The organism is Pedobacter frigoris, assembly GCF_005116445.1.
GTDB lineage: Bacteria > Bacteroidota > Bacteroidia > Sphingobacteriales > Sphingobacteriaceae > Pedobacter > Pedobacter frigoris.
Genome location: NZ_SWBQ01000004.1, coordinates 1 through 25,373, shown reverse-complemented (window position 1 = coordinate 25,373; position 25,373 = coordinate 1). Strand labels below are relative to the sequence as shown.

The following is a 25,373-nucleotide window of genomic DNA, read 5'->3' as shown; positions in this document are numbered from 1 at the left end:
CTTCTTGTGGGTATGCATCAGTTCATTTTGCTTTTTCTCTTGTAAGAGCGAAAAAGAAGGCCCAAATAAAAACCATGACGCTTCAAAACCGATAGTGCTTAAATCTTTTTATCCCAATGAGGGAGGAGCCAGAGATAAGATACTTTTGGACGGGGAAAATTTTGGAACTGATCCAGGTAAAGTCAAGGTTTATTTCAATAATGCAAAAGCGACAGTTATCTCAACCAGTGGAGATCGGATTTACGCCATCGTACCCCGCCTGCCGGGTGATATGCCACAAATTTCTGTCGTTATAGGTGCAGATTCTGTTGTCTATAAAGATAAGTTTGAATACCATATTCAAGCGCAGGTAAGCACAGTTACCGGCAACGGGCAAAAAAACTTTAAGCCGGGAACGCTCTCCGAGGCGGAAGTGTATGGTAAATACCTGGAACTGGATGCCGAAGGCAATATATTTATGTCTTGGCGGGATGGTGGTAATCCCGCTACGTTTGGAGTAGCCAGAATAAATGAGCGCCAAAACATAGTGACCCCACTGATCGAATCAATCTTGACCGGTCGTATCTTATTTGCCAACGGCCTAACCGTGGATCGAGTCTCTGGCATGCTGACGGCTGCTCACGAATCTACCAAGGAAGTAATTTTCACGTTCGATCCGCGTGAAGCCTGGTATCCCCGTCAACGTAATGTTAAATACTCCACAGCAGATTTGAACTCGATAGTTGCTGCCGATTTGTACAAAAATTTTGTGACTTATTGCCCTTATGACGGGCATCTCTATACTAGGTATCGTGATGGAAAGATTGCTAAAATAAATCCTGAGACATTAGAGGCAAAAATTGTTCACCAGGGACCTTATGGCTCGCAATATGGTCAGGCAATTAATCCAGCAAAGCCCTGGCTCCTGTATATCACCCTCCATTCTAATGCTACACCGACCGGATTCAGACAAGGTATTTCGGTCCTGGATCTTCGTGATCCTAATGGAACGGGTGGTTTTAAACGACTCAATGCACCTGGTGGTAGTGGTTTTCGTGATGGGCCACTGGCTGATGCGCTATTTAACTTCCCGAAAGATATTAAGTTTGACAATAAAGGAAACATGTTTGTTGCTGACTATGATAACCATTGTATTCGTATGGTATCGGCTGATAATATAGTAACGACGGTAGCAGGCCAACCCGGCACTCCCGGTTATAAAGATGGCGGGCCGGTAGAGTCGCTGTTTAACCAACCTTGGGGAGTGGCTGTGAATGAGCAAGGTGATATCTACATCGCCGACTGGAGTAATGCACGAATACGCAAATTAGTTATTGAGTAATAAATCTATTTAAAATGAAGTTCGTTCAGATTATGTGTATGCTGTCATTGTGCTTATTGCTCAAGCCGACGTTTGCACAACAAGTGAAAGACTTAACCATTTCGGGTACCGTAGTGGATAAGGAAAATAAGCCGATTCCAGCCGTATCTGTATACGTTAAAGACAAACCCTCTATCGGTACATCAACAAATGGCGACGGAAAATTTAATATTAAAGGTGTTTATGGCGATAAAGTGGTTTTTAGTTATATAGGTTTTAACCCTGTTGAACACCTGGCTATTAAATCAAACAACAGTTTAACGATCCAGCTCCTCGAAAATGCGAATAGCATGGATGAAGTTATGATCGTAGGTCTGGGAAATGTACAACGGAAAATAAGTTCAGTAGGAGCCATCACCACCGTAGATGTGAAGGAACTTCAATCTCCGGCACCATCGATTGCAAACCTACTTGGGGGAAGGGCCGCTGGTGTTATATCCAGACTAGGTAGTGGTGAACCAGGCAAGAATATTTCTGAGTTCTGGATACGTGGTATCGGCACATTTGGCGCTAACAGCAGTGCCTTAGTGCTCATCGATGGTTTAGAAGGCGACCTTAATACCATTGACGCAGCGGATGTTGAAAGTTTCTCGATCCTCAAGGATGCATCAGCCACCGCAGTATATGGAGTTAGGGGAGCTAATGGTGTAGTGTTGGTTACCACCAAGCGTGGTCTGGTGGATCGCATTCAAATTACTGCGCGCGCCAATACAACCCTATCTCATCTCAACCGTTTGCCGGAATATTTACGTGCGCATGATTACGCATTATTGGCAAACGAGGCAAGTGTTGTCCGTGGCCAGAGCCCTTTGTACAACCAGACGGAGATGGGCATCATCCGTGATGGTCTGGATCTGGATATGTATCCCGATGTAGATTGGCAAGACGAAATCCTCAATAAAAATTCCTGGCGCCAGAGCTATTATATGAGTGGTCGTGGAGGATCTGAAGTAGCACGTTATTTCCTGAGCCTTGGCGGCAAAAATGAAAGTGCAGCTTATAAAGTAGACAAGAATAGTGTATACAGCTCTAACGTGGGTTTTAATACTTACAATTATAGGATCAACCTGGACGTCAATCTGACCAAAACTACCAAAGTTTTCCTGGGATCGGATGGATTTTTATCTAAGCTGAATCAGCCGGGATTAGCAAATACCGACTACATATGGGGTGCGCAGTCAAGACTTACTCCGCTGACCATACCTACCCGATATTCCAATGGTATGCTTCCAGGTCTTGGAGATGGAGATCGGTCATCGCCCTATGTCATGATCAACCGCACGGGTAAAGCGGCAGATGAGGTATATAAAGGCAAAACAACATTGGCCCTCAATCAGGATCTTTCCCAGGTATTGGATGGACTTAAATTCCGCATTCAGGGAGCTTACGATATACATAGTTATTTCAACGAGCGCAGGCGTGTACAACCGTCGCTTTATAATGCCTTAGGCCGGGCCTATGATGGCTCGCTTATTATGCAGCAGACGGTACAAGAGCAAAAAGCAAGTTACACCAAAGCTACTCGACAGTACCGTAAATACCACTTTGAGTCTGTCATCAATTATGATAAGATATACGGTACCGATCACCGGACATCCGCATTGGTTTATTATTACATCAGTGATGCTAAAGATACCGAGGATGCAACCAGTAACATGAATGCTATCCCATTACGCTATCAAGGGGTATCAAGCAGGCTGACCTATGGTTTTCGGGATACTTACCTGTTAGATGTCAATTTTGGTTATACCGGTTCAGAAAATTTTCAACCCGGCAGACAATATGGTTTTTTCCCATCGATAGCTCTGGGCTGGGTACCTACAGGGTATAAATTTGTAAAAGAAGCAGCGCCCTGGCTTAATTATTTTAAAATCAGAGCTTCCTATGGTACAGTGGGTAATGATAGGATTTCGAGTATTCGCTTCCCTTACCTAACCAAGGTAAACCAGGGTAATGGTACTGTATGGGGTGTACCCGGTATCGAGACGATTAGTGAAACACGGATTGGGGCAGATAACCTGGCCTGGGAAAAAGCTGTTAAATCCAATTTAGGGATTGAAGGCAAGCTTTTTAACAATAAGGTAGATTTTGTCGTAGACATTTTCAAAGATCAACGTAACGGTATTTTTCAACAGCGGGTACAGGTTCCGGAATATGTGGGCGTTATATCTAATCCCTTCGCCAATGTGGGCCGCATGAAGAGTTCCGGAATTGATGGAAGTATAAGTTATACCACCAATCTGTCCAAAGACTTAGGTTTCACCTTGAGAGGTAATTTTACCTACTCTAAAAATGTTGTACAGAACTGGGAGCAAGCTTATCTGGAGTATTCTTATCTGGAGTATAATGGCTTCCCATATAATTCTATACGGGGTTATCAGGCTATGGGATTGTTTAAAGACGAAGATGACATCAAATATAGCCCTCAGCAGACTTTTGGAGAGGTGTTGCCTGGAGATATCAAATATAAGGATGTAAACGGAGACGGTATGATCGATAAACTGGATATGGTACCGCTTACACATAGCAACTATCCCTTGACAATGTTCGGTCTGGGTGGGGAGTTCCGCTACAAAAAATTAACATTAGGCGTATTATTCAAAGGAACGGGGAAAACATCCTTCTTCTATGTGGGGCAACCAACAACGGTAAATGAGGTAACAAAGGCTAACGGAATGGGCTTTATGCCATTCTTTGAAGGCGAATTAGGTAATGTACTTTCCCTGGCATCGGATCCGAAAAACCGATGGATCCCTATGGATTATGCTATAGCCAACGGTATAGATCCTGCATTGGCCGAAAACCCCAATGCCCGCTTTCCCCGCTTGCAATACGGTAATAATAGCAACAATAGTCAGCTGTCAACTTTCTGGCAAGGAGATGCGCGTTACATACGTCTCGAGGAAATCACACTGAATTATAGTATTAACCCTGTATTTCTGAAACGTATCGGTGTTTCCTCTCTGGATCTGCAACTTGTAGGTAACAATCTATATGTATGGGATAAGGTTAAAATTTTTGACCCGGAACAAGCCGCCTGGAATGGGCGCAAATACCCAATACCGTCCACATATTCATTTCAATTGTACGTCAATTTTTAATGCAGATACAAATTAATGATATGAACCATCATGAGTTTACACTCACAAAGCAAATGAATAAACTCATGATAGCTCATTAACAATTAAAAAAACAAATTTTATACTGATGAAAACATCAATCATAAAAAGAATAGTCCTAGTCGCCTTCATGATCCAGTTGATTGTAATGGCATCATCCTGTAAGAAATATCTGAATATCGACGAATATTTTGACGATGAATTTAACATCGATTCAGCTTTTGCCAACCCTCGGAATATGGAGGCCTATATGTGGGGTGCAGCAGCCATGTTTCCGGATGAATCAAATACCATCCGGCTGGGTTATACTCCGGGCCCTATGGCTACCGATGAAGGCTTGAACGGGCTTACCGGAGGTGGGTCAAGTAATGTGTATTATGGGATGGACTTTGCCACGGGACGTATCTCTTCGGATTTCTTCGGAGACAGCAACCCTAACTTAAATCAATGGGGAAACTACTACAAGATCATTCGTAAATGCAACGGTATCCTGCAAAACCTTGATCGTCCCAAGGGGATGACCAATTTTGATCGCCTTAGGATTGAAGGATACACGCGCTTTATCCGTGCTTACGCTTACTACAATATATTGGTAGATTACGGCCCTGCAATACTACTGGGCGATGAGGTTGTGAATACCAACGAAACCATCGAATATTACGATCGGCCGAGAGCTACCTACGACGAGACGATGGATTACACCTGCGCAGAGTTTGAAAAAGCAGCACAGTTACTCCCTAGAGAAGTGCCTATCCTGGATTTTGGCCGCCCTGCTAAAGGAGCTGCATTTGCTTTAATAGCACGCCTGCGGCTGATCCATGCAAGTCCGATGTTTAATGGCGGGCCGGTAGCCAGTTCTTATTTTGGTAACTGGAAACGTAAGACTGACAATGTACATTACGTGTCGCAGCAGTATAACGAAGCAAGATGGGCCGTGGCGGCTGCCGCGGCAAAGCGTGTGATGGATCTTGGGGTGTATAGGTTACATACCGTATTGAGGGATGATAAAACTCCTGCGCTTCCTCAGGGAGTTACCTCAGATCCTAATTTTTACGGTAATTATCCTGATGGAGCAGGAGGGATTGACCCATTAAGATCCTATTCGGATATCTTTAACGGCGAAGCTGTTGCGGAAATTAATAAAGAGATCATCTGGGGCAGATATACAGAGTATCTGAAAACAACCATTAGTCAAGGATCTATGCCACCGTCCCTGGGTGGATGGGGTCGTTTCTGCGTAACGCAGAAAGTGGTTGATGCTTATCTGATGGACGATGGTCGTAGTAAAGAAGAAGCTGCTGCCAACGGATATTATTCGGAAACGGGCTATACTACTCAACCTCGGAATTTTTCGGGATACCCGCTCAATTCCGGCGTATATAAAATGTATGCTAACCGCGAGATGCGCTTCTACGCCTCCATTGGGTTCAACGAAGCGGTATGGCAGGCACAGTCTAGTACCTCGGTCAATAATTATACAGCCAAGTACTACTACCAGGGGCCTGATGGTCGTGGAGGGGTGACTGCGGCTTCGCCTAACTATCCGATCACAGGTTACGTCATCAAAAAATATAATCACCCAATGGATGCTTTTCTGGGTACAGGTGCCCGCCACATGAAAAAATCTTATTCCATCATCCGTTATGCAGAGATACTCTTGTCGTATGCTGAAGCACTTAATAATTTGACTGGAAGTCATACTGTACAACTGGGAGATCAGCAATATACCGTGTCCCGAAATCCGGAAGAGATAAAAGGTGCTTTTAATCTGGTGCGCTATCGTGCAGGCTTACCAGGATTAAAGGCAAGCCAACTCAATAGCACCACAGAAGTTCAAAAACAGATTGAACGTGAACGTATGGTAGAGCTGTTGTGGGAAAATAGACGTTTTTATGACGTGCGCCGTTGGGGAATCTATGAAGAAACGGAACGCGAGCCTATACGCGGTATGAATCCGGATGGCGCTACTAAGGAAACGTATTACCAACGCGTTATCCCAGGGACATCATCATTTATGACGCGGGTAGTCCACAAAAAGTTAGCTTTTGTACCCATACCACGCGCCGAAATGAGAAGATTACCTTCTCTGGATCAGAATCCGGGCTATTAGGTTAAACGATAAAAATAGAAAACATGAAACGAAGGTATATAACGATGCTGGCACTCGCTACGGCGCTCTCGTCCTGCAAAGACAACGAAATATTTGAAAAGGAAATGTACAAAAATGAGGTTGCTTTGATCAGTAGCAGCTATTACAATACTTTTCAGGAAATCGTTCCCCTGACAGGCAAGGAGGTAACAGGATATATTGCTGCTTCTGCTGGGGGGACACATTCGCCGACAAAGGACATGGTTATCCAATTGGAAGAAGATGACGCTCAGCTAGATTTTTACAATAGGTCGCTTTTTGATGCCGATAAGAACTTGTATGCAAAGCTCTTGTCTAAGGATAAATATGAAATCCTGGATTATAAAATCCTGATCAAGGCTGGAGAACGTACTGGACGTACGATGGTTAAGATACGCCCGGATGGTTTGTCGCCGGATTCGACTTATTTTATCGAATTAAAAGCTACAGATGTCTCTGGGATTGAAATAAATTCGAAGAAAAATACGCTCCTCTATCAGGTACTCATCAAGAACGATTATGCATCTCAGGCAGAAAACACCTTTTACTCTATGACTGGATTGGCAAACGATATGGTAACAGCGGGTAATAAGAAATTGTTCCCCCTCACGGGTAATAGTGTCCGGGTAATCGCCGGGACGGAGTCATTTGAAAGTAATGTGACTCATATCAATAAGAACTCCATTGTACTGGAAGTGGGGGCTGATAACAAAATCACTATTAAGCCATACAAGGATATCGTGTTGAAGCAATTGGACGGTGATACAAGATATCCCAATGTCTTCAGGGTAGAGGAATCTTTTGGTCGGAAATTCAATGTTTTTTTATTATCGTATGAGTATGTAGTTAATGGTACTACGCGACGTATGCAAGAAGAGCTACGGATCGAGATCAATCGCTAATTTATTCAACCATACGGTTCAAACATAGCTGCAGACTTACGTTCAAGTCAGCTAGGAAAGTGTTCGAGTTCTATATCTTGGGGACCACAGAATAAAAAAGCCTTTAGATTTGTTTAAAGCCTTTTTTATGTTTATCAACCTTATTATTGTGTTGACTTTCTTATCCTTTAATATATCTTTCTATAAGTCTTAGTTATACTTGGATATAATATTACCCCATTATGAAGTCAAGGAAGATTGTGGTTTTCCCAAATATCAAAAAATTCGGGATCAGCTTGGTGAGAATATTAAGCTGGATTCAATGCCCGATGCATGGGGGAGAAAACTCGTGCTTCGCCGCGCTACACAAACAGCCCTCATAAAAAGAGAGTCAACACCAGATTATATGATTGACTTCTTGTCGGGCGTTCACGGTATTTCAAGAATGGGGGCGCTCCGACTTAGTTTGAAAAGCAGGCCATAAAATGGAATATTAAAAAAAGTATCTGTCTGGACAGCATAAGGGCAATTCTTTCATTCTCTTACCGCTTCAGATATCAAAATCTGGTAAAAAAGCAAAAAAAATAGGGCGTGAGGATATACAGGACAAGCTCAAAGGCGGAGGATAAAACAAAAAACTATTTAGGCCTCATTTTTGTTTACCTTTCATAAAACAAAAAGATCATGAAGAAAGAAACGAAAATTATAGCTGGCGTATTGGCAGGAGCAGCTCTTGGCGCAGCAGTAGCATTGATATTGTCATCAGATAAAAGCGGAGATATGAAAGATAAGGTAGCAGATTGGTTCTGTGACCTGATCGATTCTTCTAAAGATACACTTGCGGATGTTACCGACAGGGTAAAAGATACGATAGCTAAAGTAAGGGTCTAATACTGAATGAAGATTGCTTTTCATGGTGCAGCACGTGCTGTAACCGGTAGTAAACACCTGATTGCGCTAAATAACGGTACTCAGATTTTATTGGATTGTGGCCTGTTTCAGGGCATGGGAGATGTGACAGACAATTTAAACGAGCACTTTGGGTTTGAACCCTCAAGGGTGAATTATCTTGTCCTTTCACATGCCCATATAGATCACTGCGGACTATTGCCCCGCCTGGTTTCAGAAGGCTTCGGGGGTGATATATATTGTACTCCGGCCACAAAAGATCTGGCAAGGATCCTCCTGATGGATTCGGCTAAGATTCAAATGCAGGATGCAGAATATACAAACCGGAAAATTAAGCGGGTAGAGGATCAGGAAATGCCACTCTATACTGACGAGGACGTAACTCAAACCCTGAGTCAGTTTAAAACCATCCCTTATGAGCAGGATTTTACTATCGATCCGAATGTAACCCTGTGTTTTACAGATGCCGGGCATATTGTTGGGAGTGCTGTAGTTCATCTGAAAATAAATGAAGATGGAAAAGAAACCCGCATTACCTTTAGTGGCGATGTAGGAAGATATGGGGATTTGTTATTGAAGAGTCCGCAGACTTTCCCTCAGGCTGATTACATCATCATGGAATCCACCTATGGCGATTCTTTGCATGCGGATCTAGACCCTATAGAAGAAATGTTATTGCAGGTCATATCACATACCTGTTTAGATAAAAAAGGGAAAGTCATCATTCCAGCATTCAGTGTTGGTCGTACCCAGGAGTTACTCTACGCCTTAAACGGGCTGGAACTAAAAGGAAAACTTCCTGCCATCCCCTACTATGTAGACAGTCCGCTTTCTCTGGAAGCAACGGAGGTATTGAAGGATCATCCTGAAGTTTATAACAACGGGGTAAAAGAAGTGATGAAAGTAGACCGTGACATCTTTGGTTTTAAAGGGTTGAGGTTTATTGAGAGTGTGGCTGAATCTAAAGCGCTGAATAGCGACCTGCAACCTTGTGTAATTATCTCTTCATCCGGTATGGCTGAAGGCGGAAGAGTGAGACATCACATACGGAATAACATCAGCGACAGGAAGAATACCATTTTAATGGTAGGCTATGCCAGTCCGGGCTCCCTGGCAGGCAGATTGATTGCAGGGCAGAAGCGAGTATGGTTATTTGGACAGGAGTATGATGTGGCTGCAGAAGTACGCGCTATCAAATCAATGAGCGCACATGGAGATTACGAGGACCTATTGCAATTTCTTGCCGGTCAGGATGCTTCCAAAGTAAAGCAGCTATTTTTAGTTCACGGGGAGTTTGATGTGCAGCAAAATTTTGCGCAGCGCTTGGCCGCTCAGGGTTTTAGAAATGTAGAGATTCCGCAATATCACCAGGAATTTGAGCTGTAATTTTTTTAATTTTGCGGCATGGATGTTTTCGGTGAAGCTTTAAAGGATCAATATACAAAACCACCTGCTGAGACCTTATGGGTACACAATTCTTACGATGAACCAGAGGAGATGCCTGTGGACATCTACTTTAGGGATGAAGGTGAAATGCCCGAACTGGAACTGAAAGCCCTCGAACTTTGCAAAGGAAAAATACTGGATGTCGGCGCAGGAGTAGGCAGCCATGCATTGGTCTTACAAAACCGTGGATTTGATGTAACGGGGATGGATATTTCTGTTCCTGCAGTAACCATCATGAAGCAGCGTGGACTAAAGCAAGCCATTGAAGGAAATATTCTTACCTATAAAGACGCTACTTACGACACCTTATTATTTATGATGAACGGGATTGGGCTTACGGGGTCGATTCCGGGCCTGAAATCTTTCTTTAAGCATGTAAAAGGATTATTAAATCCTGGTGGCCAACTTGTATTCGACAGTTCAGATCTTTCTTACCTCTACCAGGAAGTAGCCTTTCCGTTAAATGGTTATTATGGAGAAGTAAGCTTCAGATATGAATATAAAAGCATTAAAGGGAACTGGTTCAAGTGGATCTATGTCGACCAGAAAACCCTGATAGATGTCGCTAAAAAGCAGGGATGGCATACAGAAATCATTTTTGTAGATGATGCTGATCAATACCTGGCGAGGCTTACGCAAATTGCTTAGCCTCGCCAGATAACATAAAAGTGTTCTCTATGCTTTCTCTTCCCAGACTAGAGCAATGTTAACAATGGTCTGCACTGCCTTTTCCATATCCTGAACAGATGCCCATTCCTGTTTACCATGAAAAGCATGTTCTCCGGCAAAGATATTCGGGCAGGGAAGGCCCATAAAAGAGAGGCGTGAACCATCTGTACCTCCTCTGATACTTTGTTGTTTTGGTGTAATCCCGGCTCTTTTTATCGCCTCTATACCATTCGCAACGATGTCAGGATACTGATCCAATACCTTTTTCATATTGCGGTATTGTTCTGTAATCTTTAGTTCGTAGGTAGAATTAGGGAAATCCTCAATGATATTTTGAACCGTTGCATCCAGCAGTTCCCCATTGGCCTGAAGCTCTTCATCATTGAACGCGCGAAGGATAAAACGTGCTTCCGCCTGTTCTACATTTCCGCTGATGCTCACCGGATGAATAAAACCTTCTTTTAATTCCGTTGATTCTGGAGAAAGGCAGTCGGCAGGCAATGCAGCAATTACATCCGATAATATTTTGATGGCGCTTTCCATTTTACCTTTGGCAAATCCCGGATGCGCACTTACACCATTGATTGTAAGCACGGCACCATCAGCTGAGAAAGTCTCATCTTCTATAGAACCCAGCGTTTCACCGTCTATGGTATAGCCGAAATCGGCGCCCAATTTTTGAAGATCCGCCTTATCTACCCCACGGCCGATCTCTTCATCAGGGGTAAAAAGAATTTTAATAGTTCCATGCTTAATTTCCGGGTTTTGTACCATGAAAGCTGCAGCTTCCATGATCTCCGCAACACCAGCTTTATTATCCGCACCCAGCAAGGTGGTTCCGCTTGCCGTGATGATGTCATTGCCGATCTGATCTTTAAGATCCGGATGTTCAGACATTTTTAATACAATAGCATGATCATCCGGCAGCACCAGATCCTGTCCCTGATAATTCGTATGGATAATTGGTTTTACATCCTTACCAGTACAGTCAGGCGAAGTATCCATATGCGAGCAAAAGCAGATTACAGGTACTTTTTTATCTGTATTGGAAGGGATGGTCGCATATACATAACCATATTCATCAAGATGTGCATCAGCAATTCCTATTTCCAAAAGGTCAGCTACCAATACTTTTCCAAGGTCCTTTTGCTTAGCCGTTGATGGTATCGTTTTCGATAGCGGATCAGATTGTGTATCTATCTGCACATACTTTGTAAAACGGCTTTGAAGTGTTTTGTTTTTATTTTGATAATTTAGCATACTCATATTAAAAAAACAAAGTTATATATAAGATTATCATTTAGACCACTCCAGCCAATTTATACCAATGAAAATTACCTTTATCTCATTTCTCTCCTTATTAATTTGTTTAAATGCAGATGCACAGTCTAATTTTTACAAGCTCAGCCTCGGTGCCGGATATGGGCCAACTCAATCTTTTACTGATGTGAAGAAGCATGGTTATGATTTTGCAGGCTATGGAACTGCTGATTATTTTTTTACCCCATTTTTAAGCCTCGGGGGGGAATTGCAAATGGGCCAGATCAGGGGAGGAGACGTTCAGACTGATCCCCATGAAAGAGAGTTCATCAATAAATATAAGGCTGCAAGTATCAATGGGAAAATATACCTGGGCGCTTTAATTGATTACGACAGGAGCAGTTTTGCAAGAGCGGTAAAGTGGTTTTACGTGGGTGCCGGTGCCGGAATAGTGCACAATAACGTAAACCGTGTAACCGTCAAGCCCAGCACTGTCAATTCCGGGAATCCCTATGTATTTCCTGGAAAGAACTCCTCTAATGACCTGATGGTACCTTTAAATGTGGGAATTAATTTTTACTTTCCTGATTTTGCGCAAAGACCCCGGTTTGGTATCAATATCAACTACCAGACAAATGTTACCCTTGGTGAAGGTCTGGATGGATACGACGATTCGCCCATTATTTTTAAAAACGGCAACCCAGATATTTATACCTATTTTTCCATTGGCTTAAGGTATAACTTTGGTTTTATAGGCCTGTCTTCCAAATCACTATATTGATTTTGTTCCAATCTCAAACCATGAAATACGGCTATCTACTCTTATTATTTCTCTTCATTACCATGAATACTTCAGCACAACAGACACCATATGAGTTAAGCGGTAAAAAAGAAACTGCTACCTATGAGGAGGCGATCAAACATTATAAGACGCTGTCGGCAACCTACCCACAGGCTAAATTGCTGAGTTACGGAAGTACAGATTTTGGGAGACCGCTGCATGTGCTGGTGCTGTCAAAGGATAAAACTTTTGATCCGTTGGTTATAAGAAAGGCAAATAAAAGAGTTTTGCTGATCAATAACGGGATTCATCCCGGTGAGCCGGAAGGCATCGATGCGAGCATGATGTTGGCAAGAGATCTGTTAAAGTCAGATCGTTTGTCCAAAGATGTTGTGATTTGCATCATCCCCGTTTATAATATAGACGGGAGTTTCAACAGAACAGGCACTTCAAGGGCCAATCAGAACGGACCTGTTGCCTATGGTTTTAGAGGAAACAGCAAAAATTACGACCTTAACAGAGACTTTATCAAAACAGACAGCAGGAACTCGAGGACTTTTCAGGAAATATTTAATACCTGGCAGCCTGAGGTTTTTGTAGATACCCACACCAGCAACGGGGCAGACTACCAATATGTAATGACGCTGATTCCTACACAGAAAGACAAGCTGAATCCTATATTGTCGAACTACATGACAGGTACTATGATACCGTCCTTATATGACCAGATGAAAAAGAGCGGTTACGAGATGATCCCTTATGTAAACTCTGTAGAGGAAACACCCGATGCCGGCATCACCGGGTTTCTGGAATCTCCGCGTTACTCGACGGGTTATACGACATTGCACAATACGATTGGCTTCATGCCCGAAACCCACATGCTAAAGGATTACGATAAAAGGGTGGATGCCACCTACAAATTATTGCAGATCTATATTGATGTGGTGGTACGCGACGCTAAGGTAATAGGCGAAAACAAACGCAAGGCGGATGAAGAAACCGCCCGCCAGCAGAAGTTTGCCTTAGAGTGGAAATTAAATGACAAGATTTCTGATGAACTGGAGTTCAAAGGTTACGCAGCAAAATATAAACCCAGCGAAGTCAGCGGCCTTGATCGTTTATACTACGACAAAAATGCGCCATATACGAAACTTATTAAGCAGTGGAATAAATTTGAGCCTTCAGTCATAGTAGATAAACCCGTTGCCTACATCATCCCAAAAGCATGGGACAAGGTCATCGGCCTTTTAAAATTAAACAATGTTAAAGTCTTAGAATTGCAAAAAGACGCACTAATAGAAGCAGAGTCCTACTATATTGCCGATTACAAAACCATGAGCAAGCCATTCGAGGGACACTACCTGCACTCTGCGGTAAAGCTAAATCCGGTGAAACAAAAGCTGCAGTTTTATGAAGGAGACTACCTGGTATATGTAAACCAGCCCGTAAATCGCTACATTGTCGAAACATTAGAACCTCAGGCAATGGATTCATTTTTTAACTGGAATTTCTTTGATGGAATCCTTGGAATGAAAGAGCATTTTTCTGCCTATGTATTTGAAGATACCGCAGCAGAGTTATTGAAAAAGACTCCCGGACTTAGAGAAAAACTAGAGGAGGCAAAGGCTAAAAACCCTGAACTTCGTGAAAATGCTGATGCCCAGCTTGAATTTGTCTATAAAAATTCTGATTATTACGAAAAAACGCACTTGAGATACCCAGTTGCCAGATTACTAACCGACACTAAATTAACCCTTAAATAAGCATGGAATATTTAATTTACACGCCCGTTGCCTCCCTGATATTTGTATTTACAATTGTGACCAGTATCTATGCTTTTAATGACCATGGATTGTATGGGAAGTTTATGCTGCACCCTTATAGTGTTTACCGCAGGCATAAAATATATACACTAATCACAAGCGGACTGATCCATGCCGATTGGATGCACCTGATTTTCAATATGATTACTTTTTTCTCTTTCGGATTTGCACTGGAAGCAAGGATTGGTTCAGTCCCGTTCGCAATAATTTATTTTGCAGGTCTTATTCTGAGTGACATACCTACCATTTTTAAACACAAAAATGATCTCTGGTATAACAGCCTTGGTGCATCAGGAGCCATCAGTGCTGTATTGTTTAGCGCTATCCTGCTCGATCCTTTTATAACCATGTACATTATGCCAATACCGCTCCCGATCTGGGCTATTGTATTTGGTCCCCTTTACCTGATCTACTGTGTGTATGCCGCAAAGCAATCGGGAGATAACATCAATCATGACGCACACTTTTTCGGCGCATTAACAGGATTAGTTGTTACTGTGTTAATTGTTCCAGGAGTGATCCCTAATTTCCTTGCACAGATTATGGCCAAGATTGGTTAATTGGTTTCAGGCAAAGCAGCAGGCTCAAAATAACTCATTGGTTTTGTGGGATCTTTGATGATCTCAAACAAGGTATGCCCCCATGGTTTCCAGAAGTCCTGCAGCACCTGTGCGTAGGTCTTATGTTGCCAATGATCAAACAGTGCTTTATTTAAAGTGCCCCTAAGGGGCATGGCATCTATATATATAGAACCTTCTACCGGAAGGATGGCATATTCCGGCAAGCGGTTAAACAAGTAGGCAGAATAATAAAACCTGGCGCATAATTCCTCAAACTGTTCGGCCGACAATTCAGTCCCTTCAATCTGACTGATGAGTTCCCCGTGGTATTTCTTGTTTGTGCCATTGTCTTGCAAACAGGCAATGATTCCGAAGTCATTTAATTTCATAGAAAAGGTCATGGTATTGATCTCATCCCTGAAACTAAAAGGAGTGTCTTTTTCCTTCAATGGGACCACAACAATTGACCATGGAGTAAAATCTTCAAACACAACATCCAGGTAAATACCCTGGATCATGGTGTGCAGGTTGCCAAACTTATGCATTAAGCCCTGCGACATATTTACCCCGTCGGCACTCAGCTGCTGAAGGCGAACTGCGGCATTCATTTCTATATAGATCAGGCTGTACATAAATTTGCCGATCCAATTGAACAGGTCTTTCTGATCCAGTTTTGCGACTGGCACATACCCTCCTGCAAAAGCACCTGCGATCTTCTCTTCCAGGGGCTCAATAAAATGCGTAAGTACCTCTGTATTGCAGGGAACCTTTAATGTATTGTAAGCACGCACACTTTCATCCAGCAGTTTAATCTGTTCATTCCCCGTAAAATTGGCAACCTTTAAGAGCCATTGCGGCAATATTGTAGTTTCTACCACAGGCGTACTAAAGATATCTCCGCTTAAAAAGCAGTTTTTGTACTTGAAATCAAAGTTTTTAAAGGGTTGGTATATTGTGCTATTCATACTGTGGCACAAATTAGGCATATTATTTTTACATTCGCTTCAACGCCTATTATTTTACATTAGCAAAGCACATCTACAATGCAGTTAGCCTATACCTCATATCAGCTGGAACTGAAACACCCTTTTGCCATTGCAAAATTTTCAAGAACAAGCACACCGGTCATGCTGATCAGGCTGACCTACGAAAATATTGAGGGCTACGGCGAAGCTTCCATGGTACCTTATATGGGGGAAACCGTAGAAACTGCTATTGCTTTTTTGAATAAAGTAGACTGGAAACGGTTCATTTTCCCTTTTGATTTTGAAACCATCATTGCTTACCTGGATGGCATAGATAAAGGTCAGCCCGCCATAAAAGCGGCTATAGATATAGCCCTGAATGACCTTAAAGGGAAAATCACAGGTAGCCCCTGTTACCAGATCTACGGTGCAGATCCGCTAAAAATGCCCCTGACCTCCTATACCATTGGAATTGACACCCCGGAAGTGATCCGCGAGAAAGTTGCAGATGCGACGGGATTTAAAGTGCTCAAAATAAAACTGGGGAGGGACAATGATAAAGAACTGATCAATACCATTAGGAGCGTGAGTAGCCTGCCCTTATATATCGACGCCAATCAGGGATGGACAGACAAAGCCCAGGCAATTGACATGATTTACTGGCTGCATGATCAGGGTGCGCTGTTGATTGAGCAACCCATGGATAAAAATGATATTGAAGGAAATGCCTGGCTGACCGGGAGGAGTCCGATTCCGATATTAGCAGATGAAGCCGTACAAAGGCTGGCAGAGATTGATGCCGTAAAAGGAGCCTATCATGGCATTAATGTAAAGCTGATGAAAAGCGGGGGAATGTATGAAGCGCACCGGATGATCCTAAAAGCCCGCGCATCCGGCATGAAGGTCCTGATTGGCTGTATGAGTGAGACCTCCTGTGCTACACTGGCTGGTATTGCACTGGCGCCCCTGTGCAACTGGTCGGACCTGGACGGTCCATGGCTCACCAAAAACAATCCTTTTAAAGCCCCTGAAATAAATGCGGGCAGGTATCAGTTAAATGACCTGCCCGGATTAGGTTTGGAAGAAGTGCCAGCTACGCTGTTTACTTCTTCTTAAGTGAATTACGCATTTCCTTGATCAGCTGTATTTTCTGATAAGCAAAAAATGCAGCTGTAGCAACAAATAGTGCAATCACCAAATATTTCGTGTTGTTATAAGCCCATACCATTCCGAAAATAGAAACGATGATACCCAGGTTATAAAAAACGTTTAATGCGATCTTTTTTCCCATGCTTAGTAAACCGGCATATTTGGATCAAAAGCTTCCTGCCATGCAAGAATCCCACCTTTAAGGTTGTATAAATTAGTCAATCCTAATTGTTGCTCCAATTGCATTACTGCAGCAGCACTTCTCTTGCCGCTTCTGCAATGAATGATAACCGGCTTATCTGTAGCAATCTGATCTGCTTCAATTAAAATGCCGCCTAAAGGGATATTAAGACCATCAAGATTTGAGGTTTCATACTCAAATGTTTCTCTCACATCAATCAGCTGAAAATCTTCTTTATTGTCTATTTTTTCCTTCAGCTCTTCAACAGTTATTTCCTTAATCATATCCTATAAGTTTTTTCAAAGATAATTAAATTGCTTATTTAAAGCAGTCGTCATCCTGAATTTATTTCAGGATCTCCGCCCATACATCGATGTAATAGCGGTCGCATTAAGATCCTGAAATAAATTCAGGATGACGATGGGGCTAGAAAACATAACATAAACTAAAGTAAATCACAAAAAATCCTGTAACAACTTAATACCTCGGGCGTTTAAATAGTATTCTTTATTAACTTTGATCATATCATGAATGCTATATCACGTTTCTTTTGGTTTTGTTCCGGTGCACACATCTCTACTCTGGAAAAACATCCCACAGAGCACAATAAATACATTGGCATTGGGGCTACCATATTTTTTACCGGATTGTTCGCTGCGTTATCCGGTGGTTATGCCATGTACTTTGTATTTAAGGGAGATGCAATGGCTGTTGTTTTTGCCTTGCTGTTTGGCCTAATCTGGGGTCTTGCTATTTTTAATATGGACCGGTACATTGTATCCAGCATCAATAAAAGCGCATCGACCACCAAACAGGTATGGCAGGCAACGCCACGGATTTTGCTGGCCATCATGATAGGGATTGTCATATCCCGACCACTTGAGCTGAAGATATTTGATAAAGAAATTAAGGAGCGGCTGAAAGTAAGCTATCTCAACAACCAGCGCTCAAAGATTGATACCCTGAATGCTGCTTTCGACAATAAATACAAGATTGAGATCGGCAAACTGAATGAAACAAAAGCACGGCGGGATTCCATGCACTCCGGTATTAAGGCCGACCGTCAGAAACTGAACTTTGAAATCTTTGGCAATAAAACCACTGAAACCTCCGGCATCATGGGTTATGGTCCATATGCCAAAAGAAAAGAAGTGGAGTTGCAACAACGCCAGCAGCAACTGGATACCCTCTCTGCCGAAATCAGAAAGCTGGAAGGTTTTGTCGACGGGAGAAAGCAGTTTGACGGCCTCATGACAGAAAAGCTATACACCACTAAAGAGCTGGATAGTCTGACAAGCATCGCCGGCTTCGCCGACAGGAACTGGGCACTTGGGCAATTGAGCTTTACCTCCAACGGAAAACGGGATTTAAATACTTCGCTCGCCATTACTTTTATTGGACTACTTTTTGTTTTCTTTGAATGTCTCCCTGTATTTGTCAAGCTGATGAGCAGCCGGGGGCCCTATGACAAATCTATAGAAAACATTGAGACTGCACAAGTCCATGAATCCGATAAGGACAGGGACTTCGAGGTCACCGTAATTGATGAAGTACACGACACGCGGGTGTCTACAGCAATAGAAAAAAGAAAAAGTCAACTAAGAAACAGCTAATATTTATGAAACGAATCTTTTATACCTTACTGGCATTACTCATTACACAGCAAACATTTGCTCAGGACATCAACAAGATCATTACCAAAGAATATGTAGATAACCTGATCAAAACACTGAGCAGTGACGAGATGGAAGGCAGGGGAACTTTTACCCCCGGGATTGACAGGGCGGCTACCTTTATAGAAGCGCAGTTTAAAGAAATAGGGTTACAGCCCCTGAATGGAGCGGATAGCTACAGGCAAACCTTCTTTAAAGACTCGACAGACAAAAGACCACTGTTTAACGTGGTGGGGGTGATCCCCGGAAAATCAAAATCGGCTGAGTTGGTGGTTTTTTCCGGACATTATGATCATCTTGGAATTATAAAAGGGGATGGACAGGACAGCATAGCCAATGGTGCTGATGATGACGCTTCTGGTGTTACGGCCATGATTGCCCTTGCCAAATATTATAAGAAGCTAAAAAACAATGAGCGCACGCTGATATTCGTTGCCTTTACAGCCGAAGAAATCGGTGGCTTCGGGAGCAGGCACTTTTCAAAACAGCTAAATCCAGATCATGTGGTGGCGATGTTCAATATCGAGATGATCGGTAAGGAAAGTAAGTTTGGCAAGAACACCGCATTCATTACTGGCTTTGACAAATCTGATTTTGGCAAAATACTGCAAAAGAACCTTGCCGGTACCGAGTTCACTTTTCATCCAGATCCATACCCAAGGCAAAACCTGTTCTATAGAAGTGACAATGCAACTTTAGCTGCACTGGGAGTCCCGGCGCATACCATAAGTACAGATCAGATAGATACAGATAAATTCTACCACACGATTAAAGATGAGTATAGCACGCTGGATGCTGATAATATTCTATCTACCATTAAAGCAATTGCAAAAAGTGCCATTTCTATTGTGAAGGGTACAGATACTCCGACCAGGATTCCCAGACTTGTAGAATAAGACTACAGGGATTTCTCCATTACGTAATCATTCATATAGAAACCGTCGCCGATATCCAGGTCGACGGTTTCTTTTATTTCAAAGCCGGCCTTTTTATAAAAATCAGCCGCTTTATTATTCCTGTTTACATTAAGCTGCACCGCCCTTGCCCCTTTGTCCTTTATTAAATTGATGACCTCATTGATCAGTAGCTTACCGACGCCTTTTCCATGGGTCTCAGGAAGTACGTAAAGTTTATGCAGTTTATAAAGCTTGTTTTCAGGATCAGTTAAAGAGAATCCGGCAAAGCCAAGATCATCCTCTCCTTCCCGTGCTACTAAAAAAGTATGACCCTGCTGCAATTGGGACAGCAGTTCTTCGGTACTATACATTTTCCTGAGCATGTAGTCAATCTGTTCGGCAGACAAATATTCAGCGTAGGTAACCCTCCAGGTACGGTTGGCTAAATCCTGGATACTCGCAATGTCAGCTTCTTTGGCTCTTCTTAAGACGATCATAACCTTTCACTTATAAATAAATAAGGAGTTGTGAAGTTAAATTCCACAAACCCATCATTGACGACCACAAACTCTTCATGCTCATTCTGCATCAGGTTGCTCGTTTCAAAATAAGAAACCACCTCAATGTTGAATATTCTGCCCTTGGGCTTCCATATTTTAAACCCAGGCTTTATTGCATATGCTTTTTCAGTTTCCGTAAATACTACGATATTGATTGCTGCGACATAATCCCCCATTTCCCGTAAATTGCTTTTCAGGTCAATGACATTTACAGCAGGGTATTTTTCGCCGATCAGAAAATCTAGTACGGCGTCCAGTTCGTCTTTCTCTGTTTTGATGATCCTGATGTTCTCCTGAAAGAAGTCCTCGTCTGTCGTGGTGACAACGGCATCTACCTTAAGGCCAAGACTGACTATCTTTTCATAAACAGCAGCATTGACAATCAGCGTAGGACTCCATTCCAATAGCTGACCCAGGTATTCTTCATTAAAATCACCCAGGTGATGAATGTAAAGTGCTGGCTCCTGCCTTTCTCTAACGATATGATGTGACGACATACCTGCAAATATAAGGACCTAAATTATAATCACGGGAGAATTGATCAGAGAAACAAATGATGGCATTATTGAAGCGACAGGGAGGAAGCTTACTGTTGAGAAGTAGCTGTCGGTTTAGGGACTACAAGGAAAACTTTATCGGCAATAATTAATGCTAAACAGTCTGTAACTCCGGAGATGGCTATAAAATTGTCTACAGGATTTAGCAATACTACTGCCGAGTTCTGGCTACAGGTACAGGATAATTATGATCTTTTCCAGACCATAAAGAAAGTGGATACCACGAGTATTCGTGTTTTCTGGGAAGCTGCTGTTCTGTAACTGGATGCCGACCGACATATTCAAAGAAAAGGATGCCGAATTCAGGTTTTGGTAATGAGCTAAGGATTCTGCTCTTCATTTTTGATCAAAAAACAGATAGAAATGAAAAAAACAGTTATTCTTTTGTCCATTATTATATCGGCGTGTTATTGCTCCGCACAATCCATTGATACTGCTGCTCTGGGGATCCTTCAGAGATCTTACGACAGACTGGCCAGGATAAAACCGATTAATTATCGGATGACTAAACTCGATACCATGATCAGGGATGGATGGCCCAGAGTGGTGAGGTCGGAGGTCAACGGAACTATAAGCAAAAACAGAGACTGGCTTATCTACTTCGAAGACCTTTCGGTATGGCTTGTGCGTAATGATACCTTATATAAAAAGAAGTTTCCGCAAGCAACGGCTACTTATACTACCAAGTGGGACAGCCATGACCTCGCCCCTTTTAATCCTTATAACATCCTCGGTAAGGAGCGTCCCCTTCTGAGTAAGCATGATGACTCGATCAGGTTTGTGTCCGGGCCTGAAAAGGAAAAGTTTTATATTATAGATATAGTCAGGAAAAAAATTGATTACGGAACGATAGATCTGATCAGCAAGCGATACTACAACCGGTATTGGATCGACAAGAAAAACCTTTTGCCGGTGAGAAGACTGATGTATTCCAAAAAGCTGGAAAGTGGAAAGGAGGCTGTGGATATCTATGATTTTTCCCTGTCCATCCCTACATCCGATGCCGAGGCCTCTGTCGCTTCGGCATTCCTCTCCGGGCCGGTGGAAAAGGAACTGGATAAAAACAACTATGAAACTTTAAAGCCAGGAAGCTTTGCCCCTAAGTTTTCTGCAGTGAATGTGAGAAACGGAAGACCAGTGTCGCATGAAGTATTCAAAGGCAAGGTTGTATTGCTGGATTTCTGGTATCTTTCCTGCATGCCATGCAAGGTTCTGATTCCCAAGATCCAGCGGCTGCAGGAGAAATTTAAAAATGAAGATGTTGCCATCGTTGGGATCAATGTGCGTGATACCTCGGCCAGAGAGATCAGGAAATTCTTAAAGGAAAGGAAAATCCTCTTTTCGCAATATTACATGGCGGGATCAATGATGACTAATTATAAGCTATATGCTTTTCCTACTACGATGATTATTGGCAGGGATGGGCAGGTAAAACTGGTGGAGATCGGGGAAGGTGAGGACACGGAGCAAAAGCTGGAGCAGGCGATCAGAAAAGAACTGAAATCACAACCTAATTTTAGCAGACGATGAAATACGGTTTTCACATATATTTTTCGATCTTGCCGACCTTTTCCCGCAATTGTAAAATGTCAAAAAGCATCGTCCTTCTTCTATTGATCTGTGTGGTCTACCAAAGCGTCTCTGGCAGACAGAAGCGAAAGGGTCAATATCTGGATCGTGGTTTTTCGAACATTTCACTGAAGAAACGGGTGGCGGGAAAAATCTGCGATAGCTGTCAGGTAGATTTCGCAGTTGATGCCGAACCTGATTTTAGTTATGTAATGACCGGGTCCGGATTTACGCCGCAAAGGTTTTGTTGTGGGCGAAATGATAGCGATCCAGCTTTTGGTAAATTTAGGAATGCTAAACACCTGATATCGGCCGGGCTGATTGGGATCACGTTCCTCCCAAATTTTTTGATGGAAAAAGGAAAGAGAGTCCGATATTTTCATTCGTATGGAGGAACGGATTACCGGAAGCTTGAATTTTCTGCAAAACAGAATGGCAAGACTATTCAATCCTGGATTCCGATTCTTGAGCTTCAGGAAGATAAAGATTACTCAATAGATATGCCCAGCTTCCATGCAGGGACCTTCAACCTTCACATCAACGACACCGTGGAGGTTACCGTTAGGGCCATTGAAACTAAAAAAATTGTGAAGACCATTACCGTTATCCGTGTAGAAGATAAGGCCACTAATTTCGTGTTTTATGAATTGCCGATGGAGAGTGAGGATTTTAGCATCAATTTACAAAATATTTTAAATATAAATTCAGGTATACCTAAAACGGAGCAGGGACGTAAATCCAATATTTTTGAAAAGGACTACGGTACTATCGGCATCTTAAGATTTGGCGAGCTGGGGAATGATGAACTTCAGTACGCTTTTGAAAAAAATTCTGACCAATGGAAGTCGATAGAAGGATTAAATGGTGAGAACTCAGCTTATATCATTTTTGGTGCAGAGTTGCCGGAAGGGAAAACACAGGACATCTACCTTAGGTACAGTAGTCAGCCTGAGACGGTACATAAGATAACAATGCGCGTAAAACAGCGGCCATTTCAAATGCCCTGGAGAAAGGTGGCGGTGATTAGTCTGCTTTTAGTTGCTGTCGGTGGACTATGGTTTTATCTGCGGGACAGGAGGAGTAAGAGGAAGCTCGCGGCGCTGAAACGTAAGAGCGAGGATACGGAGGCCCGGCTTTTATTGCTGAGTGGGCAACTTAACCCCCATTTTCTCTTCAACTCACTGAATGCGATTCAGGGTACATTCAATAGTCGTGACCCTGAGCGGGTAAACGCTTACATTGGAAATGTTGCCGGATTTATGAGGGATGTGATGAACAACGGCAGGAAGGAGTTTATATCATTACATGAGGAACTCGCGCTGGAAACGGATTATTTAAAGCTGGAACAGGAGAGAATGGATTTTTCTTATTCGATTGAGATTGCACCGGAAATCCAGGCTTCAATGATTGACTTTCCTCCTCTGTTGTTGCAGCCAGTACTGGAGAACAGTATTCGGCATGCCTTTAACCGGGATTTAGCATCGCCGGTGATTTACATCAGGGTCTTTAATGAGGACAACACGCTGTATGTTGATATTGCTGACAATGGTAACGCCAGTTGGGACAGTGCTGCGGTACATGAAGGCCATGGCTTGTCTTTAATCAGAAAACGTATGGCGGTATATAATGATAAACTTGAAATGATGTCCATTGATATGCAGATAAACTATAAGGAAGGAACAGGAACAATGACTAGATTTACGCTTCAAAACTGGCTTTCATGAATAATCTTTGCTGTTTTATCCTGGATGACGAACAAAATGCTGTCGAAACGCTATCACAGTTGTTGGGCAACTATTGTCCGTATCTGACCATTACCGGCAGTGCAAATTCGGTAAAACAGGCGCTGGAATTTCTGGCCGATCATGTTGTTGACATTCTTTTCCTGGATATCAAGATGCAGCAGGAAACCGGATTTGATCTGCTGAAACAGCTGCCAGAGCATAAAGCGCATGTTATATTCGTTACCGCACACGACGAATACGGGATACAGGCCATCAAATTTTCTGCGACAGACTACCTGCTAAAGCCGGTGATGCCGGAAGAACTGATCGCTGCAGTTCACAAAGTTGGTCAGCAGAAAAGTTCCCAGGCCGAGCAGCTTGCGATGCTGTTGCAGTCGTATAGACACCAGCGGGACAACACACAGAAAAGAATAGCCTTGCCCGATCAGCATGAGATAAGGTATGTGCTGATAGAAAATATCGTCTGCTGCGGCGCCGACAATACTTACACCAGTTTTTACATCAACGGAGAGAATAAGCCTATTGTTGTCTCGAAACCCATTTCTGAATATGAGCAGGTTCTTTCAGTCTATGGTTTTATCCGGATCCATCAGTCCTGGCTGATCAATAGCACCCATATTGATTCATTTAAAAAAGCGGATGGTGGTTATTTGATAATGGCCAACAGGATGAGTATCCCGGTGAGCAGGCAGAGGAAACATTTGCTAAAAGAACTATAGGTTTGGATTCTTAAACCGTGGCGTCAATTTTTCTCCTTGTTTTACAGGTGATTAAGAAATTTATGAAAATAAATGTTGCGGATTGTTTGGAGAGGGGATATTTTTTCCTACTTTTGCACCCCGCTTCGGAGGAAGAGCGACAGTCGAAAGGCTGGTTTTTGAAAGGTTGTTGAGATAGGAAATGTCTCTTTTGTTTTTGGGTCTGCTTCGGCGGTTGTTGCTTTGAAAAGCATGAAAAACAAAAAGAAAAAAAGTTTTAAAAAAAGCTTGACAATAATAAAAAGATTTCTACCTTTGCAATCCCAAACAGAACGGGAGTTACCAAACGGAGTTTGGTAACGGAATACACAAGATTGAAACAATAAGTTTTTAGAAACTGAATCTGGACGAAACGACCAGGATAAACTGAAGAAGACTGATTGC

General features: G+C 42.6%; 23 protein-coding genes and 1 pseudogene. 17 read left to right on the top strand and 7 right to left on the bottom strand.

The genetic code is table 11. From position 1 onward, the window contains the following. The first annotated feature begins 4 nt into the window (after positions 1-4). From FA047_RS13875 to FA047_RS13845, 7 genes are all read left to right on the top strand, one after another. Positions 5-1,321, top strand: a complete 1,317-nt coding sequence (locus FA047_RS13875; protein WP_225872737.1) for an IPT/TIG domain-containing protein — start codon at positions 5-7, stop codon at positions 1,319-1,321. Between the two features lie 14 nt (positions 1,322-1,335). Beyond that, entirely contained in the window at positions 1,336-4,461 is a 3,126-nt protein-coding gene (locus tag FA047_RS13870; protein WP_136836681.1) for a SusC/RagA family TonB-linked outer membrane protein, read from the top strand. Between the two features lie 106 nt (positions 4,462-4,567). Further along, positions 4,568-6,589 (top strand): RagB/SusD family nutrient uptake outer membrane protein, encoded by a 2,022-nt coding sequence (locus tag FA047_RS13865; protein ID WP_136836680.1) that lies wholly within the window; start codon positions 4,568-4,570, stop codon positions 6,587-6,589. Positions 6,590-6,612: 23 nt separating this feature from the next. Beyond that, positions 6,613-7,509, top strand: a complete 897-nt coding sequence (locus FA047_RS13860; RefSeq protein WP_136836679.1) for a BT_3044 domain-containing protein — start codon at positions 6,613-6,615, stop codon at positions 7,507-7,509. Between the two features lie 663 nt (positions 7,510-8,172). After that, a complete protein-coding gene (locus FA047_RS13855; RefSeq protein ID WP_136836678.1) occupies positions 8,173-8,379 on the top strand; it encodes a YtxH domain-containing protein in 207 nt (68 codons plus the stop codon). Between the two features lie 6 nt (positions 8,380-8,385). Continuing rightward, on the top strand, positions 8,386-9,783 hold the full coding sequence (locus FA047_RS13850; protein ID WP_136836677.1) for an MBL fold metallo-hydrolase RNA specificity domain-containing protein: 1,398 nt from the start codon (positions 8,386-8,388) through the stop codon (positions 9,781-9,783). Positions 9,784-9,801: 18 nt separating this feature from the next. After that, entirely contained in the window at positions 9,802-10,491 is a 690-nt protein-coding gene (locus FA047_RS13845) for a class I SAM-dependent methyltransferase (protein ID WP_136836676.1), read from the top strand. Positions 10,492-10,518: 27 nt separating this feature from the next. Here the strand turns inward: FA047_RS13845 and pepT are convergent, their stop codons facing one another. Further along, complete coding sequence (gene pepT, locus FA047_RS13840; protein ID WP_136836675.1) at positions 10,519-11,772, bottom strand: peptidase T; 1,254 nt, start codon at positions 11,770-11,772, stop codon at positions 10,519-10,521. A gap of 67 nt (positions 11,773-11,839) precedes the next feature. Here pepT and FA047_RS13835 point away from each other — a divergent pair, with 67 nt between their 5' ends. From FA047_RS13835 to FA047_RS13825, 3 genes are read left to right on the top strand one after another with little or no spacing between them, the layout of a single operon-like run. Continuing rightward, positions 11,840-12,553: an outer membrane beta-barrel protein gene (locus tag FA047_RS13835; RefSeq protein WP_136836674.1), complete on the top strand. Its 714-nt coding sequence runs from the start codon at positions 11,840-11,842 to the stop codon at positions 12,551-12,553. A gap of 20 nt (positions 12,554-12,573) precedes the next feature. Beyond that, positions 12,574-14,316: a M14 family metallopeptidase gene (locus FA047_RS13830; protein WP_136836673.1), complete on the top strand. Its 1,743-nt coding sequence runs from the start codon at positions 12,574-12,576 to the stop codon at positions 14,314-14,316. A 2-nt stretch (positions 14,317-14,318) separates the two neighbouring features. Continuing rightward, positions 14,319-14,936: a rhomboid family intramembrane serine protease gene (locus FA047_RS13825; protein WP_136836672.1), complete on the top strand. Its 618-nt coding sequence runs from the start codon at positions 14,319-14,321 to the stop codon at positions 14,934-14,936. On the opposite strand, the gene FA047_RS13820 is transcribed toward FA047_RS13825, so the two are convergent. After that, on the bottom strand, positions 14,933-15,901 hold the full coding sequence (locus FA047_RS13820) for a hypothetical protein (protein ID WP_136836671.1): 969 nt from the start codon (positions 15,899-15,901) through the stop codon (positions 14,933-14,935). The two genes, FA047_RS13825 and FA047_RS13820, sit on opposite strands and share 4 nt — an antisense overlap. A 78-nt stretch (positions 15,902-15,979) precedes the next feature. On the opposite strand from FA047_RS13820, the gene FA047_RS13815 reads away from it, so the two are divergent. Further along, positions 15,980-17,017 carry a dipeptide epimerase gene (locus FA047_RS13815; protein WP_136836670.1) on the top strand — a complete coding sequence of 346 codons (1,038 nt, stop codon included), beginning with the start codon at positions 15,980-15,982 and terminating at the stop codon, positions 17,015-17,017. On the opposite strand, the gene FA047_RS13810 is transcribed toward FA047_RS13815, so the two are convergent. Continuing rightward, positions 17,004-17,192, bottom strand: a complete 189-nt coding sequence (locus tag FA047_RS13810; RefSeq protein ID WP_136836669.1) for a DUF6358 family protein — start codon at positions 17,190-17,192, stop codon at positions 17,004-17,006. The genes FA047_RS13815 and FA047_RS13810 overlap by 14 nt on opposite strands. A gap of 2 nt (positions 17,193-17,194) precedes the next feature. Beyond that, complete coding sequence (locus FA047_RS13805; RefSeq protein WP_136837104.1) at positions 17,195-17,512, bottom strand: rhodanese-like domain-containing protein; 318 nt, start codon at positions 17,510-17,512, stop codon at positions 17,195-17,197. 246 nt (positions 17,513-17,758) lie between these two features. Here FA047_RS13805 and FA047_RS13800 point away from each other — a divergent pair, with 246 nt between their 5' ends. Both FA047_RS13800 and FA047_RS13795 read left to right on the top strand, forming a co-directional pair. Further along, the gene (locus tag FA047_RS13800) at positions 17,759-18,844 is read left to right on the top strand and encodes a DUF4407 domain-containing protein (RefSeq protein WP_136836668.1); all 1,086 of its coding nucleotides are present in this window, start codon (positions 17,759-17,761) and stop codon (positions 18,842-18,844) included. 5 nt (positions 18,845-18,849) lie between these two features. Continuing rightward, a complete protein-coding gene (locus tag FA047_RS13795) occupies positions 18,850-19,800 on the top strand; it encodes a M20/M25/M40 family metallo-hydrolase (RefSeq protein ID WP_136836667.1) in 951 nt (316 codons plus the stop codon). A 2-nt stretch (positions 19,801-19,802) separates the two neighbouring features. Here the strand turns inward: FA047_RS13795 and FA047_RS13790 are convergent, their stop codons facing one another. Together FA047_RS13790 and FA047_RS13785 are read right to left on the bottom strand one after the other, a co-directional pair. Next, positions 19,803-20,297 carry a GNAT family N-acetyltransferase gene (locus FA047_RS13790; protein WP_136836666.1) on the bottom strand — a complete coding sequence of 165 codons (495 nt, stop codon included), beginning with the start codon at positions 20,295-20,297 and terminating at the stop codon, positions 19,803-19,805. After that, entirely contained in the window at positions 20,294-20,857 is a 564-nt protein-coding gene (locus FA047_RS13785; protein ID WP_136836665.1) for a thiamine pyrophosphokinase, read from the bottom strand. Before FA047_RS13785 ends, FA047_RS13790 begins: the two co-directional genes overlap by 4 nt. A gap of 111 nt (positions 20,858-20,968) precedes the next feature. Here FA047_RS13785 and FA047_RS20695 point away from each other — a divergent pair. The 4 genes and pseudogenes from FA047_RS20695 to FA047_RS13765 all read left to right on the top strand — a co-directional run. After that, positions 20,969-21,178, top strand: a pseudogene (locus FA047_RS20695) (HigA family addiction module antitoxin); the annotation flags it as partial. A gap of 102 nt (positions 21,179-21,280) precedes the next feature. Next, positions 21,281-22,447 (top strand): TlpA family protein disulfide reductase, encoded by a 1,167-nt coding sequence (locus FA047_RS13775; protein ID WP_136836664.1) that lies wholly within the window; start codon positions 21,281-21,283, stop codon positions 22,445-22,447. A 56-nt stretch (positions 22,448-22,503) separates the two neighbouring features. Continuing rightward, complete coding sequence (locus FA047_RS13770) at positions 22,504-24,210, top strand: sensor histidine kinase (RefSeq protein WP_169304413.1); 1,707 nt, start codon at positions 22,504-22,506, stop codon at positions 24,208-24,210. Beyond that, the gene (locus FA047_RS13765; protein WP_205943316.1) at positions 24,207-24,950 is read left to right on the top strand and encodes a LytR/AlgR family response regulator transcription factor; all 744 of its coding nucleotides are present in this window, start codon (positions 24,207-24,209) and stop codon (positions 24,948-24,950) included. Before FA047_RS13770 ends, FA047_RS13765 begins: the two co-directional genes overlap by 4 nt. Before the next feature lie 107 nt (positions 24,951-25,057). Here FA047_RS13765 and FA047_RS20690 read toward each other — a convergent pair. Continuing rightward, a partial coding sequence (locus FA047_RS20690) for a hypothetical protein (protein WP_205943315.1) occupies positions 25,058-25,373 on the bottom strand: 316 nt, incomplete at its 5' end.

Excerpts from the sequence above, each read along its gene's own strand:
- FA047_RS13870 (WP_136836681.1), top strand. The coding sequence starts at position 1,336 with ATGAAGTTCGTTCAGATTATGTGTATGCTGTCATTGTGCTTATTGCTC.
- FA047_RS13865 (WP_136836680.1), top strand. The coding sequence starts at position 4,568 with ATGAAAACATCAATCATAAAAAGAATAGTCCTAGTCGCCTTCATGATC.
- FA047_RS13860 (WP_136836679.1), top strand. The coding sequence starts at position 6,613 with ATGAAACGAAGGTATATAACGATGCTGGCACTCGCTACGGCGCTCTCG.
- FA047_RS13855 (WP_136836678.1), top strand. The coding sequence starts at position 8,173 with ATGAAGAAAGAAACGAAAATTATAGCTGGCGTATTGGCAGGAGCAGCT.
- FA047_RS13850 (WP_136836677.1), top strand. The coding sequence starts at position 8,386 with ATGAAGATTGCTTTTCATGGTGCAGCACGTGCTGTAACCGGTAGTAAA.
- FA047_RS13845 (WP_136836676.1), top strand. The coding sequence starts at position 9,802 with ATGGATGTTTTCGGTGAAGCTTTAAAGGATCAATATACAAAACCACCT.
- pepT (WP_136836675.1), bottom strand. The coding sequence starts at position 11,772 with ATGCTAAATTATCAAAATAAAAACAAAACACTTCAAAGCCGTTTTACA.
- FA047_RS13835 (WP_136836674.1), top strand. The coding sequence starts at position 11,840 with ATGAAAATTACCTTTATCTCATTTCTCTCCTTATTAATTTGTTTAAAT.
- FA047_RS13830 (WP_136836673.1), top strand. The coding sequence starts at position 12,574 with ATGAAATACGGCTATCTACTCTTATTATTTCTCTTCATTACCATGAAT.
- FA047_RS13825 (WP_136836672.1), top strand. The coding sequence starts at position 14,319 with ATGGAATATTTAATTTACACGCCCGTTGCCTCCCTGATATTTGTATTT.
- FA047_RS13820 (WP_136836671.1), bottom strand. The coding sequence starts at position 15,901 with ATGAATAGCACAATATACCAACCCTTTAAAAACTTTGATTTCAAGTAC.
- FA047_RS13815 (WP_136836670.1), top strand. The coding sequence starts at position 15,980 with ATGCAGTTAGCCTATACCTCATATCAGCTGGAACTGAAACACCCTTTT.
- FA047_RS13810 (WP_136836669.1), bottom strand. The coding sequence starts at position 17,192 with ATGGGAAAAAAGATCGCATTAAACGTTTTTTATAACCTGGGTATCATC.
- FA047_RS13800 (WP_136836668.1), top strand. The coding sequence starts at position 17,759 with ATGAATGCTATATCACGTTTCTTTTGGTTTTGTTCCGGTGCACACATC.
- FA047_RS13795 (WP_136836667.1), top strand. The coding sequence starts at position 18,850 with ATGAAACGAATCTTTTATACCTTACTGGCATTACTCATTACACAGCAA.
- FA047_RS13790 (WP_136836666.1), bottom strand. The coding sequence starts at position 20,297 with ATGATCGTCTTAAGAAGAGCCAAAGAAGCTGACATTGCGAGTATCCAG.
- FA047_RS13785 (WP_136836665.1), bottom strand. The coding sequence starts at position 20,857 with ATGTCGTCACATCATATCGTTAGAGAAAGGCAGGAGCCAGCACTTTAC.
- FA047_RS13775 (WP_136836664.1), top strand. The coding sequence starts at position 21,281 with ATGAAAAAAACAGTTATTCTTTTGTCCATTATTATATCGGCGTGTTAT.
- FA047_RS13770 (WP_169304413.1), top strand. The coding sequence starts at position 22,504 with ATGTCAAAAAGCATCGTCCTTCTTCTATTGATCTGTGTGGTCTACCAA.
- FA047_RS13765 (WP_205943316.1), top strand. The coding sequence starts at position 24,207 with ATGAATAATCTTTGCTGTTTTATCCTGGATGACGAACAAAATGCTGTC.